Annotated in this window: 13 protein-coding genes and 1 tRNA gene; 6 read left to right on the forward strand and 8 right to left on the reverse strand. The window is 60.2% G+C overall.

What is annotated here, in order from left to right; all coding sequences use genetic code 11:
* Nucleotides 1-236 precede the first annotated feature (236 nt).
* Complete coding sequence (locus tag JQ597_RS27460; RefSeq protein WP_212268597.1) at nucleotides 237-1,418, forward strand: DNA topoisomerase IB; 1,182 nt, start codon at nucleotides 237-239, stop codon at nucleotides 1,416-1,418.
* 143 nt (nucleotides 1,419-1,561) lie between these two features.
* Here the strand turns inward: JQ597_RS27460 and JQ597_RS27465 are convergent, their stop codons facing one another.
* From JQ597_RS27465 to tsaD, 4 genes are all read right to left on the reverse strand, one after another.
* Nucleotides 1,562-2,905, reverse strand: coding sequence for a GGDEF domain-containing protein (locus tag JQ597_RS27465; protein ID WP_212268599.1), 1,344 nt, complete (start codon nucleotides 2,903-2,905; stop codon nucleotides 1,562-1,564).
* Nucleotides 2,906-3,153: 248 nt separating this feature from the next.
* Entirely contained in the window at nucleotides 3,154-3,567 is a 414-nt protein-coding gene (locus JQ597_RS27470; protein WP_212268601.1) for an EVE domain-containing protein, read from the reverse strand.
* The gene (locus JQ597_RS27475) at nucleotides 3,568-4,548 is read right to left on the reverse strand and encodes an NAD(P)H-dependent glycerol-3-phosphate dehydrogenase (RefSeq protein ID WP_212268603.1); all 981 of its coding nucleotides are present in this window, start codon (nucleotides 4,546-4,548) and stop codon (nucleotides 3,568-3,570) included.
* A gap of 2 nt (nucleotides 4,549-4,550) precedes the next feature.
* Nucleotides 4,551-5,624 carry a tRNA (adenosine(37)-N6)-threonylcarbamoyltransferase complex transferase subunit TsaD gene (gene tsaD / locus JQ597_RS27480; protein WP_212268687.1) on the reverse strand — a complete coding sequence of 358 codons (1,074 nt, stop codon included), beginning with the start codon at nucleotides 5,622-5,624 and terminating at the stop codon, nucleotides 4,551-4,553.
* A gap of 204 nt (nucleotides 5,625-5,828) precedes the next feature.
* On the opposite strand from tsaD, the gene JQ597_RS27485 reads away from it, so the two are divergent.
* The 4 genes from JQ597_RS27485 to JQ597_RS27500 all read left to right on the forward strand — a co-directional run bounded on the left by JQ597_RS27485 (nucleotide 5,829) and on the right by JQ597_RS27500 (nucleotide 9,828).
* Nucleotides 5,829-6,575 carry a uroporphyrinogen-III synthase gene (locus JQ597_RS27485; RefSeq protein WP_212268605.1) on the forward strand — a complete coding sequence of 249 codons (747 nt, stop codon included), beginning with the start codon at nucleotides 5,829-5,831 and terminating at the stop codon, nucleotides 6,573-6,575.
* 53 nt (nucleotides 6,576-6,628) lie between these two features.
* On the forward strand, nucleotides 6,629-7,882 hold the full coding sequence (locus JQ597_RS27490) for a COG4223 family protein (RefSeq protein WP_212268607.1): 1,254 nt from the start codon (nucleotides 6,629-6,631) through the stop codon (nucleotides 7,880-7,882).
* Between the two features lie 8 nt (nucleotides 7,883-7,890).
* Nucleotides 7,891-9,657 (forward strand): heme biosynthesis protein HemY, encoded by a 1,767-nt coding sequence (locus JQ597_RS27495; protein ID WP_212268610.1) that lies wholly within the window; start codon nucleotides 7,891-7,893, stop codon nucleotides 9,655-9,657.
* 95 nt (nucleotides 9,658-9,752) lie between these two features.
* Nucleotides 9,753-9,828: transfer RNA gene (locus tag JQ597_RS27500), tRNA-Thr, on the forward strand.
* A 181-nt stretch (nucleotides 9,829-10,009) separates the two neighbouring features.
* On the opposite strand, the gene JQ597_RS27505 is transcribed toward JQ597_RS27500, so the two are convergent.
* The gene (locus JQ597_RS27505; protein ID WP_212268612.1) at nucleotides 10,010-12,184 is read right to left on the reverse strand and encodes a hypothetical protein; all 2,175 of its coding nucleotides are present in this window, start codon (nucleotides 12,182-12,184) and stop codon (nucleotides 10,010-10,012) included.
* Between the two features lie 247 nt (nucleotides 12,185-12,431).
* Nucleotides 12,432-13,418 (reverse strand): UDP-glucose 4-epimerase GalE, encoded by a 987-nt coding sequence (gene galE, locus JQ597_RS27510; protein WP_212268614.1) that lies wholly within the window; start codon nucleotides 13,416-13,418, stop codon nucleotides 12,432-12,434.
* Between the two features lie 39 nt (nucleotides 13,419-13,457).
* Between galE and JQ597_RS27515 the strand changes: the two genes are divergently transcribed.
* The gene (locus tag JQ597_RS27515; protein ID WP_212268617.1) at nucleotides 13,458-14,387 is read left to right on the forward strand and encodes a GNAT family N-acetyltransferase; all 930 of its coding nucleotides are present in this window, start codon (nucleotides 13,458-13,460) and stop codon (nucleotides 14,385-14,387) included.
* Between the two features lie 5 nt (nucleotides 14,388-14,392).
* Here the strand turns inward: JQ597_RS27515 and JQ597_RS27520 are convergent, their stop codons facing one another.
* Both JQ597_RS27520 and JQ597_RS27525 read right to left on the reverse strand, forming a co-directional pair.
* Complete coding sequence (locus JQ597_RS27520; protein WP_212268619.1) at nucleotides 14,393-15,181, reverse strand: class I SAM-dependent methyltransferase; 789 nt, start codon at nucleotides 15,179-15,181, stop codon at nucleotides 14,393-14,395.
* A 60-nt stretch (nucleotides 15,182-15,241) separates the two neighbouring features.
* The gene (locus JQ597_RS27525) at nucleotides 15,242-16,171 is read right to left on the reverse strand and encodes a glycosyltransferase family 2 protein (RefSeq protein WP_212268621.1); all 930 of its coding nucleotides are present in this window, start codon (nucleotides 16,169-16,171) and stop codon (nucleotides 15,242-15,244) included.
* Nucleotides 16,172-16,583 lie beyond the last annotated feature (412 nt).

A 16,583-nucleotide genomic window follows, 5' to 3' on the forward strand; every position in this document is an offset into this window, starting at 1 on the left:
GGCCCGGCCGGCCCGGTCCGGCCATCACTTTCGCGTTTTGATGCGACCCAAAATCAACGTTATCGCGCGAATGGCTCCCATGACCGGTATCTAATAACCGATAATCGCGGAATCGGGACTCGCAAAGGGGTTCGTTACCCCCTAAATGGCGTTTCCGGGGTGACAGGGCCCCGCCGGAACCAAGCCGCAGCAAGCGGCATTACCGGAAGAACAGGCGGAGCAGGACAACGACGGTCATGATGGATCAGGTGAATTTCGAGGCTACGCGGCCCAATTCCGCTGATCCTGCCGTCGCTTTGGCAGAAGCGCTTGGCCAGTTGCCGAAAACGCCGCTGAAGGCGCCCGCCAAAATCCCCTCGCCGAAGGAAAAGCTCGCCAAGCATGAGCCGAAGATTACGGTCGAGTCGCTGGCGCAGGAACTCGGCCTCAAGCTCGGCGACCAGAACGAGCTGACGATCCGCCGCATCAAGCGTGGCAAGAACTATTCATTTGTTCGCGCCAACGGCACGGCGATACGCCACGCCGGTACCATCCGGCGCCTGAACTCGATGGCGGTGCCGCCGGCCTATCAGCAGGTGCGTTATTCGCCCGATCCGACCTCGCACCTGCAGGCGGTCGGCGTCGACGCCGCCGGCCGGCTGCAATACCGCTACCACGCCGATTGGGAAAAGGTCCGCGAGCAGCGCAAGGCCCATCGCCTGGCGCGCCTGGTCGCGGCCTTGCCGAAGATCCGCCGCAACGTCTCGATGCATCTGTCCGGCGACGAGCCGACGCGCGAGTTCGCGCTCTCGGCGGTGATCGAACTGATCGCGCGCACCGCGATCCGGCCGGGCAATGAATCCTACGCGCGATTGAACGGCACGCGCGGCGCCACCACGCTGCTGAAGTCAAACGTCACGCTGGAAGACGACAATCTGGTCCTGACCTTCAAGGCCAAGGGCGGCAAGGCCGTGCGCAAGGAATGCGACGCGGCCAAGCTCGTGCGCGCGATCGGCATCCTGCGTAGCGTGCCGGGCAAGCGCATGTTCCAGTATCGCGACAATTCCGGCACCGTGCGTACCGTCTCGACGACGACCGTGAACGGCTTCCTGCGCGAGATCGCCGGCATCAAGATTTCGCTGAAGGATTTCCGCACCCTGATGGCCTCGGCCGTGGTGCTGGAATCGCTGTCGCGGATTTCCCCGGCGGCCAGCGCCCGTGGCCGCAAGAAGCAGGTGCTGGAGGCGGTTCGGGCCGCTGCCGACGAGCTGTCGAACACGCCGGCGATCTGCCGCAAGAGCTACGTCCACGACACCATCGTCACCGCCTTCGAGGACGGCATCCTCGAGCGCTTCGCCGCGACGATGAAGGGCTATCGCTCGCAGTCGAAGCGCGAAGCGCTGTTGGCGCAGGTCGTGACGGCGGCTGCTGCGGCGTAATTTCCGCTTGTCATGCGCGGGCTTGACCCGCGCATCCATCTACAAAGTGAATTTTTGAAAAGTGATGGATTGCCGGGTCATAGGCGAGCGGAAGCGACGCCGTCCTTCGGACGGCTATGCCCGGCAATGACAGATTGCGAGCGCTACTGCCCGCCCACCCTTGAGGACATCTTCCGTTCATCCGCGCTGACCGGCTGCGTACCACGCGAATCCTCCTCCCCGGCAACGTGCGCATTCGACAGGAACACAATATTCCTGCCGCCGCGCTTGGCGTCGTAGAGGGCGTCGTCAGCCCATTTGGCGACCATCTCCGGCGCGGCGTTCTCCTGCGCGAACGCGACGCCGAGGCTGATCGTCACCACGCTGGCAGAATCATTTGCGGGATGGATTCCGGGATTGACGATGCCGAGCGTCTCCACCGCGCTGCGGATGCGTTGCGCGATCGTCCAGGCCAGATCGGGGGTGGCATGCGCGAGAACGACGAGGAATTCCTCGCCGCCATAGCGGAACACCGCATCCAGGCCCAACCGGACCGAGTCCTCGATCGTATCCGCTACCCGCCTGATGCAGGCGTCGCCAGCGGCGTGGCCGGCGGTATCGTTCAAGTGCTTGAACAAGTCGATATCGGCCATGATGAACGCGATACTGGCTTTCGGAACTGTCGGGTCGCGCCAGAGCCGGTCGATCAGATCGGTCGCCGAACGGCGGTTGCCGAGGCCGGTGAGCGGATCGCGCGTCGCCAGTATTTCCAATTGATGGTTGGCGCGCCTCAGGGCGTCGCTGCGATACTGGTTGCGCAAGGACAACAGGAAGGCTTTTTGACCGAGGATCGACTGGGTCTTCCGCGCGATCGTCGCCGCAAAGATTCCCATCGCATAAAAGATCGACGTCCCGACCGCTTCCTGGAGTTCGATCGCGGGATTGAAGATCTCAAAGCCAAAGAAGATCGCGGTGGAGCAGATCATCAGGGCCAGCGTCCAGATATAGTCGACGCTGAACACCACGATCGCGATCGTGTTCACGTACATGATGCAGATAAGGAAGCGCTCATAATTGCTGCCACCGGCCGCGACGGCGATGACGCCGTACGCCATCATGACGCTGGTCATCAAGAGCAGCAGCGACAGGCCTTCGACCGTGGCGCTGCGGGGCTTGCGCCAGACCAGATAGGCGCAGGCGTGCAGCGCCGGAACCAGCAATCCGCTGATGGCGGTGGTGAGGGTGAGGAAATCGGGAGCGAGAAGGTAGCTGAGCGGCACAAAGGCCACGCTGATGGCGGCGACCCAGACCATCCAGGCGCGCGCAATCTTGCTGCGTTGCGGCCAGTCCTTCTTGCGGTAGGCGCGGATCATTTCGGGAGAGAACTGGATGTCGCGCGTGCGCTGTGACAGCAGCCGCTCGGTCTCGGCTTCGAGCGCAGGCGTCACGAGCACGTCCGCCGCATCGTCGTGCGGCGTCGCGTTCAGGCTGCTGGCACCCGATCTCAAGGCGTATCTCTCCCGCTGGCGTGCTTGCCGCACGTCCAGGAGTTAGCGCCCGAAATGCTAAATTTCTCCTGCAAAAGGGATCGGGGAGTATTACGGGATAAGGAATGGTTAAGGGCCCAGGGCGCGGTGCTTTATTACCTTCCAGTAGGGATCCTGATACTTTGCATGGGGTTGTTTTCGCGATTTTGTATCTGGCCCCGCCAGGTTCCACCCACAGCGCGTCGGCGCTGCGATGCCTCCACGATGCCCTATGATCCGCCCATCTTGCAGACCATCTTCCATTCGTCCGAGGTGACCGGCTGGACCGACAGCCGCGAATATTTCACCAGCGCCATCGCGGCGAGCTTCTTGTCGGCCTTGATCGCGGCCATCGTCACCGGGGTCTTCAGCGGCTTGTCGGCCTTGATGTCGACGCAGACGAACTTGCCCGTCTTGTCGGTCGGGTCGGGATAGGCCTCCTTGATAATCTCCGCGATGCCGACGATCTCCTTGCCCTCGTTGGAGTGGTAGAAGAACGCGAGGTCGCCCTTCTTCATCGCCACGAGATTCTGCCGCGCGGTGAAATTGCGCACGCCGGTCCAGGCTTCCCCCTTGGCGCCCTTCGCGACCTGCATATCCCACGACCACACCGAGGGCTCGGACTTCACCAGCCAGTACGCCATCTATTCCTCCGCCTTGAACGGCCGCGTCAGCAAGCCTTCGATCGCGGCATCGATCGTCACCTTGCCGGCCAGTATCGCCGCGACCGCTTTTGATACCGGCATGTCGACATTTTGCGAAGCCGCCAGCTCGATCAGCACGGGCGCGGTGAATGCGCCCTCCGCAAGCTTGTCGCGCGCCGGTTGCTCGCCGCGCCCGAGCGCGATGCCGAGCGCGAAATTGCGCGATTGCAGGCTGGAGCAGCTCAGGATCAGATCGCCCAGTCCGGAAAGCCCCGCAAGCGTTTCCGCGCGCGCGCCGCAGGCGCGACCGAGCCGTGCCAGCTCGCTGAAGCCGCGCGTGGTCAAGGCAGCCAGCGCCGAGGCGCCGAGCTTGCGTCCTTCAACGATGCCGGCCGCGATCGCCAGCACGTTCTTCGCCGCCCCGCCGATCTCGACGCCGCGGATATCCGTGGTGTGATAGGGCCGGAAGGTGGATGAGCCGAGCGCCTGCACCAGCGCGCTTGCCAGCGCCTCGTCCTTTGCCGCCAGCGTCACGGCGGTCGGAAGTCCGCGCGCGACATCGTCGGCGAAGCTCGGTCCCGACAGGATCGCAGGTATCGCGTCGGGGGCGGCTTCCGCGATCACTTCGGTCATGAATTTATGTGTGCCGCGCTCGATGCCCTTGGCGGCGGCGATAACCGGCGTCGCCTTCTTCAGATGCGGGGCCAGCGCCAGGGCCGCTTCACGCAAATTCTGCGCGGGCGTTGCGATCAGGATGATGTGGGCGCCGGCCGCGGCCGCGATGCGGTTGGTGATTTCGATGCGCTGGTCGAGGCGCATGCCCGGCAGCCGCGGATTGGCATGCGCCATCTTCATTTGCGCGGCGTTTTCGGCGTTGCGTGCATAGAGGATGACATCGCGGCCCGCGCGCGCCGCGACGGCCGCAAGCGCGGTGCCCCAGGCGCCCGCGCCGATCACCGCCACGGTGTTCTCAGACGGCATCGCTAAAATCCCGCCCTGGTGTTGGCGTAGCCCGCCGGCGCCGCGGCATTGGCATCGAGCAGCCAGCGCGCGCGGGGCGGCGCATCCATCGTATCGGTCAGCCCGAGCGCCATCCGCTCGGCGCCGGCCCAGGCGATCATCGCGCCATTATCCGTGCAGAGCGCCGGCGGCGGAATGATCAGCGTGGTCTGCGCTTTCGCCGCCACATCCTGCAGGGCGTCGCGGATCGCGTGATTGGCGGCGACGCCGCCGGCCGCGACCAGCGCGCGGGGCGGACCGAACTGCTCGTGGAACAGCCGCAGGCCGACGCTCAATCGATCGGCGGTGGATTCCAGCACCGCGGCCTGGAAACTGGCGCAGAGATCGCTGACATCCTGCGGCTCCAACGGCATCATCCGGCTGGCCTCGTTGCGTACGGCGGTCTTCAGTCCCGACAGCGAGAAATTCGCATCCGGCCGCCCGAGCATCGGGCGCGGAAACGCAAATCGCTTTGGATCGCCGCCGGTGGCCGCGCGCTCGACCTCCGGTCCGCCTGGATAAGGCAGCGACAGCATCTTTGCGACCTTGTCGAAGGCTTCGCCCATGGCGTCGTCGACGGTGGTGCCGAGCCGGACATATTTGCCGACGCCGACCACCGCGACGATCTGGGTGTGACCACCCGAGGCAAGGAACAGGCAATAGGGAAACGCCAGCGCGCAAGTAAGCCGCGGCGTCAGCGCGTGGGCCTCGAGATGGTTGACCGCGATCAGCGGCGTGTCGTGCACCATCGCGATCGCCTTTGCGGTGGTGAGGCCGACGATTACCCCGCCGATCAGGCCGGGACCCGCGGCGGCCGCGACCGCCGACAATTGCGCGAAGCCGACTCCGGCCTCTTTCATCGCGCTATCGACAATGCCGTCGAGCAGATCGACATGGGCGCGCGCCGCGATCTCCGGCACCACGCCGCCGAAGCGAGCGTGCTCGTCGGTCTGCGACCGCACGATATTGGACAGGATCCGGCCGCTGCCGTCGCTCGCCCGCTCGATCACCGCCGCCGCGGTCTCGTCGCAGGTGGTCTCGATACCCAGCACCAGCATCGGCGTGTCGTTATCCAATTTGATCCCTTGCGTATCAGGTCAAAACAACGCTTCCGTAACCCGGTAGCATTACGAGGTCGCTCGGTGCAATCGCCGGCTAAAGCCGAAATATTTTGCGCCAAGGCTTTTTCTTACGCCAAGGCTTTTTCTTGCGCCAAGGGTTGTGCCAAGGGTTGCGGCAAGACATTTTTGGAGGTCTGAGGCATGGCCGTTCTCGTCACGCGCCCGCATCCGGACGATGAGGCCACCGCCACAGCCCTTCGCGCCAGGGGTTTTGAAGTGCTTCGGGCGCCGATGCTGCGATTTGAGGCGGTGCCGTTCCATGACGACGCCGATGCCCGTTACGGCGCCATCATCGTCACGTCAGCCAACGCGCTACGCGCCATCGCGCCGCATCTGGCCGATAGCCGGCTGTTGAAATTGCCGCTGTTCGCGGTCGGCGAACACACCGCCTCGGCTGCCCGGGACGCTGGTTTCAGCCAGGTGATCGCGGCCAGGGGCGACGCCGGTGCGCTGCGCGATCTGGTGCTGGGAGCTGTGAAATCGAAGCAACTCAAGAAAGCCAGCACGCTGCTCTATCTGGCCGGCGCCGATCTCGCGCGCGATCTTGCGGGCGAATTGGGCGAGAAGGGATTTACCGTCGTGACGCACACGACCTACCGGATGATTCCAGCGTCCAGCCTGCCGCAGGAAGTATGTGACGCTTTCGTGGCGAACCAGGTCGAGGCGGTGCTGCATTATTCACGCCGCAGCGCGCGCGCCTTTCTGAACGCGGCGCGGTCGGGCGGCGTCGAAATTTCGGCGCTGGCGCTGCCACAATGCTGCATTTCCGCTGCCGTTGCCGCCGTCTTGCGCGATGCCGGCGCAACGCAGGTCACGGCGGCCGCCCAGGCCGACGAAAATGCCTTGTTCGAGGCTTTGAGCCGTGCTTTGCGGACCCGATTGGCCTAACCCCGCCCGATTCTGATAGGTTCAGGGCAACTCACGCTAAGGGAACCGCTGCGATGGTCGACGACAGGCCCGAAAATCAGGGATCACTGCCCGAATCGGAGCGGCCCAAGCGCGAGCCGCCGACGATCGATCTCGATGCCACCGAAGTGACCAGCGAGACCGCGAAAGCAGGCGATACAACGAGGTCGGATACCGCAGCACCCGAGACTGCTGCGTCTGAGGCTGCGGCGGCCGAGACCGAGACTGCAACCGAGGCGGCTGCGGCGGAACCGGCGCCGCAACCGGCGCCTGCGCCGGCGCCGGTTTCCCCCTGGATCGTTGCACCCGTCTCCGGCGCGGTGGCGGCTGCGCTCGTGATCGGCGTCGGCTGGATGCTGGGCTGGCCCGCCGTTCAGCCGGCGGCAGCGCCTCCCGCGCCGCAGCCTAGTGCTGCTGCGATCGACGGCCTTACCGCCCGCGTCGCGGGACTCGAAACCAAAACCAGCAAGCCCGCCGCGCCGGTCGCCGATCCCGCTTCCCTGGCGCGGATTGATACGCTGGAAAAATCGCTCGCCGCGCTGCGCGGCGAACTCACAACCGCGCGCACGCAGAACGAAAAACTTGCCTCCGCGCTTAACGAGGTGAAATCCGCGCCGCGCGCCGACGGCGCACCCGCACCCGATCTCTCCGGGATCAACGAACAAATCGCGAAGATCGAAACCGCCATGCAGGCGCAGGCCGCGGAGATCGCGCAGCAAGGCAGCAAGATCGCCGATAAGCCGGTCGATACGAAACCTGCCGACGATCTGCCGCTGCGCCGCGTGGTGGCGGCGGCGTTGCTCGATGTTCTCGTTCGAACCGGTGATCCCTATCCGGCGGCGCTGACCACCGCGAAGGCGCTGGCGCCCAACGCCGACGCGCTGAAGGCGCTCGAGCCGTTCGCGGCAACGGGCGTGCCGAGCGCCGGCAAGCTCTCGGGCGAATTGCTGACGCTGGTGCCGAAATTGTCGCCGGCGGTGCCGCAGGACACCGCCACGACTGGCTCGGGCATCGTCGAGCGTTTGCAGGCCGGCGCCGCCAAACTAGTCCGCATCGAACGCACCGATACCGCAGGCAATGACCGCGGCGCAGTGGTGGCGCGGGCGACCGCGGCGGCGTTGCGCAACGATGCCAATGAAGCGCGGCGCGAATTGAAAACGTTGGCGCCGGCCGATCGCGCCCCGGCGCAAGCCTGGCTCGACAAGGCCGACGCGCGTGATGCCGCGCTGGCCGCCTCCCGTCAATTTGCGGCCGACGCCATGGCCGTGCTCTCCAAACCAGCGCAATAAGGAATCCGATGGTCCGGATCATTCTGTTTCTGCTGTTGATCGCGCTTGGTGCAGCCGGCGCGGCCTGGGTTGCCGAACAGACCGGCGAGGTCGTGCTGTCGTCGGGCAATCTGAAGATCGCGACCACGCTGCCGGTATTCGTGCTGGGGCTCGGCATTGTCATCGTCGCGGCCATGTTGATCTGGGCGATCCTGCGCGGATTGTGGCGCACGCCGGCGCGTCTGCGTCGTAATCGGCGCGAGAAGCGCCACGCCCGCGGCCGCCATGCGATCACGCAAGGATTACTCGCGATCGGTCACGGCGATTCCACCGCCGCCCGCGCGCATGCAGACGTCGCGCGCCGCCATGCGGCAGAGGATCCGCTGGCGCTGCTGCTGGAAGCGCAATCGGCGCAGCTCGATGGCGATCGCGAAGGCGCGCAGCGCGCCTTCCACGCCATGGCCGAGCGCGCGGATACGCGGCTGCTCGGCCTGCGCGGCCTGTTCATCGAGGCGCAGCGCGCGGATGATCCCGTCGCCGCCGTGATGGTCGCCGAGGAAGCGCTGAAACTGTCGCCGTCTTCGTCATGGGCGTCGCATGCCGTGCTCGGGTTCTGCTGCGCCAAGAGCGACTGGACCGGCGCGCTCCGCATTCTCGACAACAACCAGTCCTCGGGGCTGATCGACAAGGCGACCTATCGCCGTCACCGCGGCGTGTTGCTGACGGCACGCGCGCTCGAGCTCGAGAAGGTCGATCGCGATCTCGCGCGTCAGAGCGTGATGGAGGCGGTCAAGCTGGCGCCGACGCTGGTGCCGGCCGCGGTGCTCGCGAGCAAGTTTGAAAGCGAGGCACATCAGGTGCGGCGTTCGATGCGCCTGGTCGAAACCGCGTGGCTGGCGCAGCCGCATCCTGATCTCGCCGATGCCTATGCCCATGTGAAGCTCGGCGATTCCGCGCGCCAGCGGCTGGTGCGCGTCGAAACGCTTGCGGCCAAAGCGCCCGGCCATATCGAGGGCGCGCTCGCGATCGCGCGCGCCGCGATCGACGCCTCCGAATTTACGAAAGCGCGCGAAGCGCTGGCGCCGTTCATCACAGCGCCGACGCAGCGCGTGGCGCTGCTTATGGCGGAGATCGAGCGCACCGAACATGGCGACAGCGGCCGGGCGCGGGCGTGGACCTTGCGCGCGGTGCGCGCGCTGCACGATCCGGCCTGGACCGCGGATGGCTATGTCAGCGATCGCTGGCGGCCGGTCTCGCCGGTCACCGGCCGCCTCGACGCCTTCCAGTGGCAGACCCCGGTCGCGGCCTTGCCGTCCGACAAGGGCCCCGCCATCGAATCCTCGCCGTTCGAAGAGGCGATGCTGGCGACGCCGCGCCGCGCGGTCGTGCTCGAGCCGCCGGCTCCAGCCCCGGTCGAAAGCGAGCCGGCGGAACCGGCAGCCCCCGTCGCGCCCGAGCCTGTTGTCGCGCCCGCAGCTGCGGCCGCCCAGGACAACGCGCCGCCGGCCGCCAGCGTCGAACCGGAACCGACCCCAGCCGCAGAGCCTGAGCCGTCACCCGCACCGGCGCCCGCCCAACCCGCGCCCGCCGTTGCCGCGCCGCTGTTTCGCGCCCGCCAGGACATTCCGAAGGCGGTTCCGGCGCCGATTCCGGCCGTGATTCCCATTGTTCGGGCGCCGGATGACCCGGGAATCGACGAGGACGGCCCTCCGGACGAATTCGCCCAGCAAATCGGCCCGCCCAAGGCCCAGGCCGGCGGCTGGCGGGGATTTTTGTCACGCTGGGGCGGGGAGTAGGCCCGGGGGCTTGCGTTTTTCTTGCCAAGGCGGGCGCTGCCCGATATCAGGTGGCACGCGTTTTCGGCCCAGTTGTCGAACGCTGCGTCTGGTCCGCCGCAATAGCTCAGTTGGTAGAGCACGTCATTCGTAATGACGGGGTCACAGGTTCGAGTCCTGTTTGCGGCACCACTTCGCCTAATGGGCGAAAGCGGACCCGAGCGTATTTCGGAGTAACGGGAAGACCACTGCAGATTCCGGTCAAAATATCCGACGAGTAAGTCTCCTACCCCGAAAGCGACTTTCGCGAAGAAGCTATGACTGACAGACAAGCAATTCGGGCACTGTGTTGCCGAGATAGATGAAAGCGAAGCTAAGGGGTCGCCGAGAAATACTTCAACATCTCCGGACGATATGTGAACCGAACTTCATTTTCCCCTGGATCGACACGTAAGGCTTTGAAGGTTCCGAACAACAGTTCGATAGTCCTTCGCTTGTCGTTCACAGTCGCGTTCCAGCCAGGGAGCCAATTGTCAACAAAGCTTAAGATCAGCGGCTCGCCTGCGGTGATGCGGACGCGGAGTTCGGTCCCATCATAGCGCTCAACAGTTATGCGGCTGCTCTGCTCCACTTCACGCGCATCAGCCAGGAAGCTAGCGATAGTGGGGTGGTCGAGAGTTCGGGTCAAGAACAGCCTTGAGCCATCACGGATGCCGAGGAAAGTTTCTAGCGCCGCGCGTTCCTCCGCCGGCAGGTCCGGCCGTACGCTAGCATCCCCATTGAAGTAACGATTATAAAAGCGGACATAACCCTCACTGTACCAAGCGGAGACGACTCCGAGGTTAAACGATGGGAGATACTCCGGCCAAATTGCTCCATAAACACTCCGACGTGGAGCGGTAAATCCGGCGGAGACCTGATCCGCGATAGGGTGCGTTACGCGGGTGCTGTATCGGTCGGGATAACGAGCTGCCCACTGCGTGCTGGACTCCGGCCAAATATCAACGGTGATAACGCCGACGCAAACAATCAAGAATGCCGCTGGCCGTATGGAGATTTTGCGGCGAACGGCTGTAGACATGAAGAATGCCATCGTCAGCGCAGAAACGACGCCCATGAGCGGGTACCACCAAGCGGGCCCAAGCTGAGCTACGGCATAATGGAGCCAGTAGTAATCAAACGTTGCACCGAACAAAAGGCCGAGTTGAACTGCGACCACGAGTGCCATGAATGAATACAGAGCGAACTTACACGACCGAGATAGATCGCTTGGCGAAATCAGCTGTGTTTCGAAGACTTGCCAAGCGCGAGCAAGAAGGAGCGCGAAGACCGGAAGCAATACGATATTCAGGCGGCCCCAAATTCGCAGACCTTGCAGAAAAGGAAATGTGCTCCAGACCATGTCAAACAAATATGAATACCGCCCGAGTGTCATGCCAGTTACGGTCGCGATCCAGCATGCGCTGAGTACAATGAGCCAAAAGTCCTCGCTTCGCGTCTTGGGCCTGTGCAGCACAATCACAACGAAGAATGAAATGATGAAGAGGCTGAGCGTACCGAAATAGACCCACCCCTCTGGATTTCCCACGGGCGGGAAGACGTAGGCACCGAGAGTCTGAAGTGGCGAGTAAGAGTATTTGGTGGCGAAGTCATAGTCAGCAGTTGAGCGCGCGGCGGTAAAGCTCAAGATCTGGCGCACTTCCAACAGCCAAGGCAAGCTTGCCAGACCGCCAATTGTCAGGGCGGAGGTACCCACCACCAGATTTTTGAGAAATCCCCCTCCTGGAACTCCTTCGTTCAAGGAGATGACACCTCGCGTCGGGCCGTAGCTCACGATCAACAAGTAGGGTCCGATTAGAAATAGGGCGTAGATTATGAAGTATGGATAGCCAGCGGTGCAAAGATTCAAGGTCGAGGCAATCGTGACAAGCCATCCGACCAATGCGAAGCCCTTACGCGTGCATAACGTCAATCCAATGAGTATCCACGGATACCAGGCTACGCTGAACACTGCGTTTGGGAACCGCAGAATGTCGGTCATCTTGAAGCTGACTGCGATAATGAGCGCAGCAAACAACGCGGCTCGTGCTGAAAGGCCCAGTTGGCGGCGTAGCCAAATTACGATTCCCAAACTGAAGAGGCAGACATGGAGTATGGTGTACCAATGATAGTCAAAGCTGCTGAACCCACCGACCACGCGGTAGAAACCAACGAGAAGGATAGTCGGCGGATAGAATGGTTGGGCGAGCGCACTTCCAATCAGGGAAAAGCCGGCTGCCTCAGTCGGCGACCAAATCGGCATGCGAAGTTGCGCATAGAAATCCAGCAAATAAGGCTTGTACACGTAGTATAATAGGAAATCGTTGCTGATCGTCAGGGAATAGCGGCCGCCGACGCTCCCGATCAAATAGCGATGCAAGAAGATGACTGGCCAGATAAACGCGAGTATTTCCACATAATGCTGCTGTAAAAATAGCCGCACTCGTCGCGTTGCATGCCAACTGCGTCTAAAAAGGCTTATCGCAGTCGCATAATATTGGGAGCTCATAAGGTATCGTCCGATAAAGTCATACGTTTAAACGGCAAGAAGCGAGAGGGGCGGGGGTCGACATCGATTCAGTTGCTACCACAGTGCCGCCCTATCTTGCCATCACTGAAGTGGGCTGAGCGAGGGTCGCGGTTCGGATGGCTTTGATATCGTCCATGACCCGATGGGTCACGCCGATGGCCAACTAACTCGCTATCGTAAGCGGCAGCGATTCCAACGAAAATGAACTGACCCCCATCGAACGAGATTACTCCGGGTCGTAATTAGCCAAAGTCATTTCCCAACTGTAAGCGTGTTCGATGATCGTGGACAAATTGTCGAACTTTGGCTTCCATCCTAGACCGCGTAAGCGTGAACTATCTGAGACGAGTGACACAGGATCACCGATCCTCCTGCTGGCGATACGCTTTGGAATTGTTTTACCCGTCACGGTCTCTACCGCCTTCAAGACCTCCTTTACGGAATAGCCTCTGCCGTAGCCGCAATTCAAGGTGATGCTTTCCCCCGCAGTTTGTAGATGTTCGAGCGCGAAGATATGTGCGCTGGCAACGTCCGAAACATGGATGAAATCACGGATGCAGGTGCCATCTCGCGTCGAATAATCATCGCCGTAAATCTCGATGAACGGCCTGCGCCCGATTATGACCGACAATGCCGTCTTGATGAGATGAGTAGCGTTTCGTGTAACCTGTCCACATCGTCCGCCAGGATCAGCGCCCGCCACATTAAAATACCTAAGGATCGCATAGTTTAAGCCGTGAGCAGCGTGGGCATCGCTAAGGATTTGCTCTGTCATCAGCTTTGACCGACCGTAGGGAGAGATCGGAGCTAGCGGGGACGCCTCATGTACTAAAGAGGATTCCGATCGCCCGTACACAGCTGCAGTTGAGGAAAAAATGAACGTTTTGACTCCGCTATCCGCAGCGGCTTTGATGATCGATTGAGCCTTGATCGTATTGGTTAGATAATATTCCATTGGATTCGCGATCGACTCCGCAACATCCACCTTTCCCGCAAAATGAATAATGGTATCTATTTTATTCTTCTGAATGACGTCGATTGCCAGATCTCTATTGCCGATATCTCCGACGACGAGTTCAACATTCTTTGGCACAAAGTCACTGAATCCGGCGGAAAGATCATCTAAAACGATTGGACAAAGCCCTCGTTCCAGCAGCGCCAAAACTGTGTGAGCGCCGATATAGCCGGCGCCACCAGTCACCAATATTGCCATTGTTGGCCCTCCTTTCGATTGACCGAGTCGAGCACGAAAATGCAAGTCACAGTCGTCAACGCCCGCGAACTGGATATTGATCGTCACATTCGATTGCTACGCGAGGCATTCGAACGGTCTACTTGGGCGAACCAAATCGGGGCGACACTAACTCGGGAGTTCTATCTCTGGAAGTATTTCTCGCCCGTTGGTGAGACCGTAATTTCCAGCGTTCGGGACAAGGGAACGATCGTTTCCAGCGTCTCTGCGATTCCAACATTATTCCGCACGCCCTCTGGTGTAAAAAACGGATGGCAAGTAGGGGACATCGCAACGCTCCCTTCACAACGAAGCAAGGGGCATTATCGCACATGCCTGAGCGCATTGGTTGAAAAACTAGGGAGCCAACTCCTTGTCTGTTTCCCCAACGAAAACTCAAGGCGGGGGATCGAGAGCCAAGGCTTCGGGCTCGCCGCTGATGTGCTGACGTTTGTAAGGCCTCTAAATCCCTTTGCGACAAGATCGAGGCTTGATGATCCTGGAAATAGTCGGATCACCTTTGGAGATTTCAATCCAGTTGATCGCGATGGCAGTTACTCGTTCTTCAGAAGCCGAGAATATCTTGAATGGAGATACAAGAAAAATCCGGCTTGTCGATACGACATCATTCAGAGAGAAGAAGGGTATTGCGTGCAAAGATCGTTCAATATCTTTGGACGCAAGGTCGGCATAGTCATGGAAGTCGCAGCTCGCAGCGAAAGGGCACTTGCTGATCTGATAAAGGAATCAGAAAGCGTCGGTGCGGGCAAGGGCATGCAAGCGAATTTCATTATGACCAGCCCGCCGTTGTACCCCAGCTTAAGAAGAAGATATCTGCGACTTCCGCAAGTTCTACTGCCAAAACGTCAGTCGCTCTATTTTCGGGCACCCGGCGCCGAGCAAGTTCCAGCTGATTGGAACGTCCAGATCGGCGATTGGGATGGGCTCTAGATGCCCTATGGTTTTTGCCAAACTGAAAGCGTTGCAAACGAGAGCGCCCGTCCCAATGCATTTTTATAAAAGAGCTTATCGAACGAGTACAACAAACTCACAAACGATTTCCCACCAATGTTCAGGGCAGGAAATGCGTCGGGATTGTAGTAGAGAATGTAGGAAAGCAGGCCTGGATATCGGATGAGCTCTCGCCTTAATCCAGCGTCAACAAACAATTTGCAGAGCTCACTTACAGGAAACGCACGTTCGGTTTGTTCATCGAACAAAGAGTTGTTCTTATAGATGCCTTCGCGCACCATTCGAAAAAGCGGGTTGCCGTGCGTCGGCTCATAGCTGACAAACAGACCGCCAGTTCGTAAACCTGTTGTGAGGTTTCTAACAATGTCTTGTGCGTCCAGGGGGGTGTGATGGAGGCCGCCAATCAAGATGATCAGGTCATAACTATCGACTGCAGGCAAATACTTGGTTGCATCGGCTTGCCATACTTGAATTCCGGGATTGGTCTTCTTGATCGACTCAACAACCGCGTCGCTATAATCGAATCCCTGGTAGCTGATATCTGCTGAAAGGTGATTTCGGACGATATCATACCCGTCGCAAAATCCACACATCGGCTCGAGAACATCAAGATGCGAGCCCTTTAGATTCTGAAAACTGGAGAAAATATCACTCCACATCAGATCTTTTAGGAAGCGATGATTGGAGGCTTGCCGTCCTTCATGGTAACGATCGGCAATCGAATTGAAATGCTCTCGTTGCCGTTCCAGCAGCTGCACTTTTTTATCGTCCATGTGCGCGACCTCCGAGGTCTGTATGGATGGTATAGACATCCTCGTGTCGAAAGACCGCCATCATTCTCCTGCTCGATCAATGTTTGATTGCGAAATCACATATCCAGGTCGGTTCCGGGTCTCCCGAAGAATTCTTCCCACATACTCTCCCACCACTCCGAGCACAAACAGCTGGAGAGCCCCGATGACCGAGACCACCAATGCAACTGATGTCCAGCCAGGAACGACTCGGCCATAAGTCAGGAATATCATCATCGCGTACATCGCGTAGAGAGCACTAAGACTTGCGATAATGAGAGCTAGAATTGTAGCCAGCCTCAGGGGCTGAACGCTATTTGCAATAACACCGGTGATCGCGAACGAGATCATCTTTCGCAGGGAATACTTGGTCGAACCGTATAGCCTCTGATCCGGTGTATAATCAATTTTCGTAACGGGAAATCCGACCCACGGAATGATGCCTCGAAGGAAAAAATCATGTTCGGAAAGGTTATTGATAACGTCCACTACTTTGCGATCGAGCAAACGGAAATCAGCACTCCCTGGATCGATTGAAACGTCCGAGACAGAATTCATGAGCTTATAAAAGAGGGAGGAAGTTAGACGCTTAAAGCCAGAAAGATTTTCGACATCCTTTCGTATGGTCAAAACAATCTTGAAACCTTCACGCCACTTCGACACCAAGTCAGGAAGCAGGCGCGGAGGATGTTGAAGGTCGGCATCCATGGTGATGACGCAGTCGCCAGTCGCGGCCCTCAATCCGGCGCGGAGAGCAGTCTGGTGCCCGAAATTTCGCGAGAACCCGATATATTTTATCCGTTGATCTGAGTGAGACGCCGCCTTGACAAGGGCAAGAGAGTCGTCGGTGCTTCCATCATCCACGACAATTATTTCATGCAACCCCGTCGGAATAGCGTTGAGAATCTGATCAAGCAATACCGGCAAGTTCTCTTGCTCATTATGAGCCGGGACTACTACGGAAATTTGCATTCGTGTCGACCACTATTGGCGGGATTTACGTACTTCTGGGACTGCTTCCGACAGTTTGCCCAGATCATTGTTTTGATTGGAACCGCAATTGAAGAGAGTGTCAAATCTCGGCGCTTAGGGTTTCCCTGATGGGCGCCGTCCCTAGATTCTCTCACTCGTGCAGGCACAAATCGTTCTGTAATAAGCCGCGCTTCATGCGCCCAGATTACGAATGGTGAATCAAAGCCAGGCCCGGTACACGACTTGTCGCGGGGACGCGGGGACCGGCGAAGACCCGCCAAGATACTATTAGCTAACTGGCCGAGGGGACCCTGTGGCACCAGCTTTTGCGGTTTGACGGGCCTTAGGCGAACTGCTGCACCATCCCAAGCAATGGCGGGGAACAGGTTCGAGTCCTGTTTGCGGCACCAGC

The organism is Bradyrhizobium sp. AUGA SZCCT0177, assembly GCF_018130125.1.
Classification (GTDB): domain Bacteria; phylum Pseudomonadota; class Alphaproteobacteria; order Rhizobiales; family Xanthobacteraceae; genus Bradyrhizobium.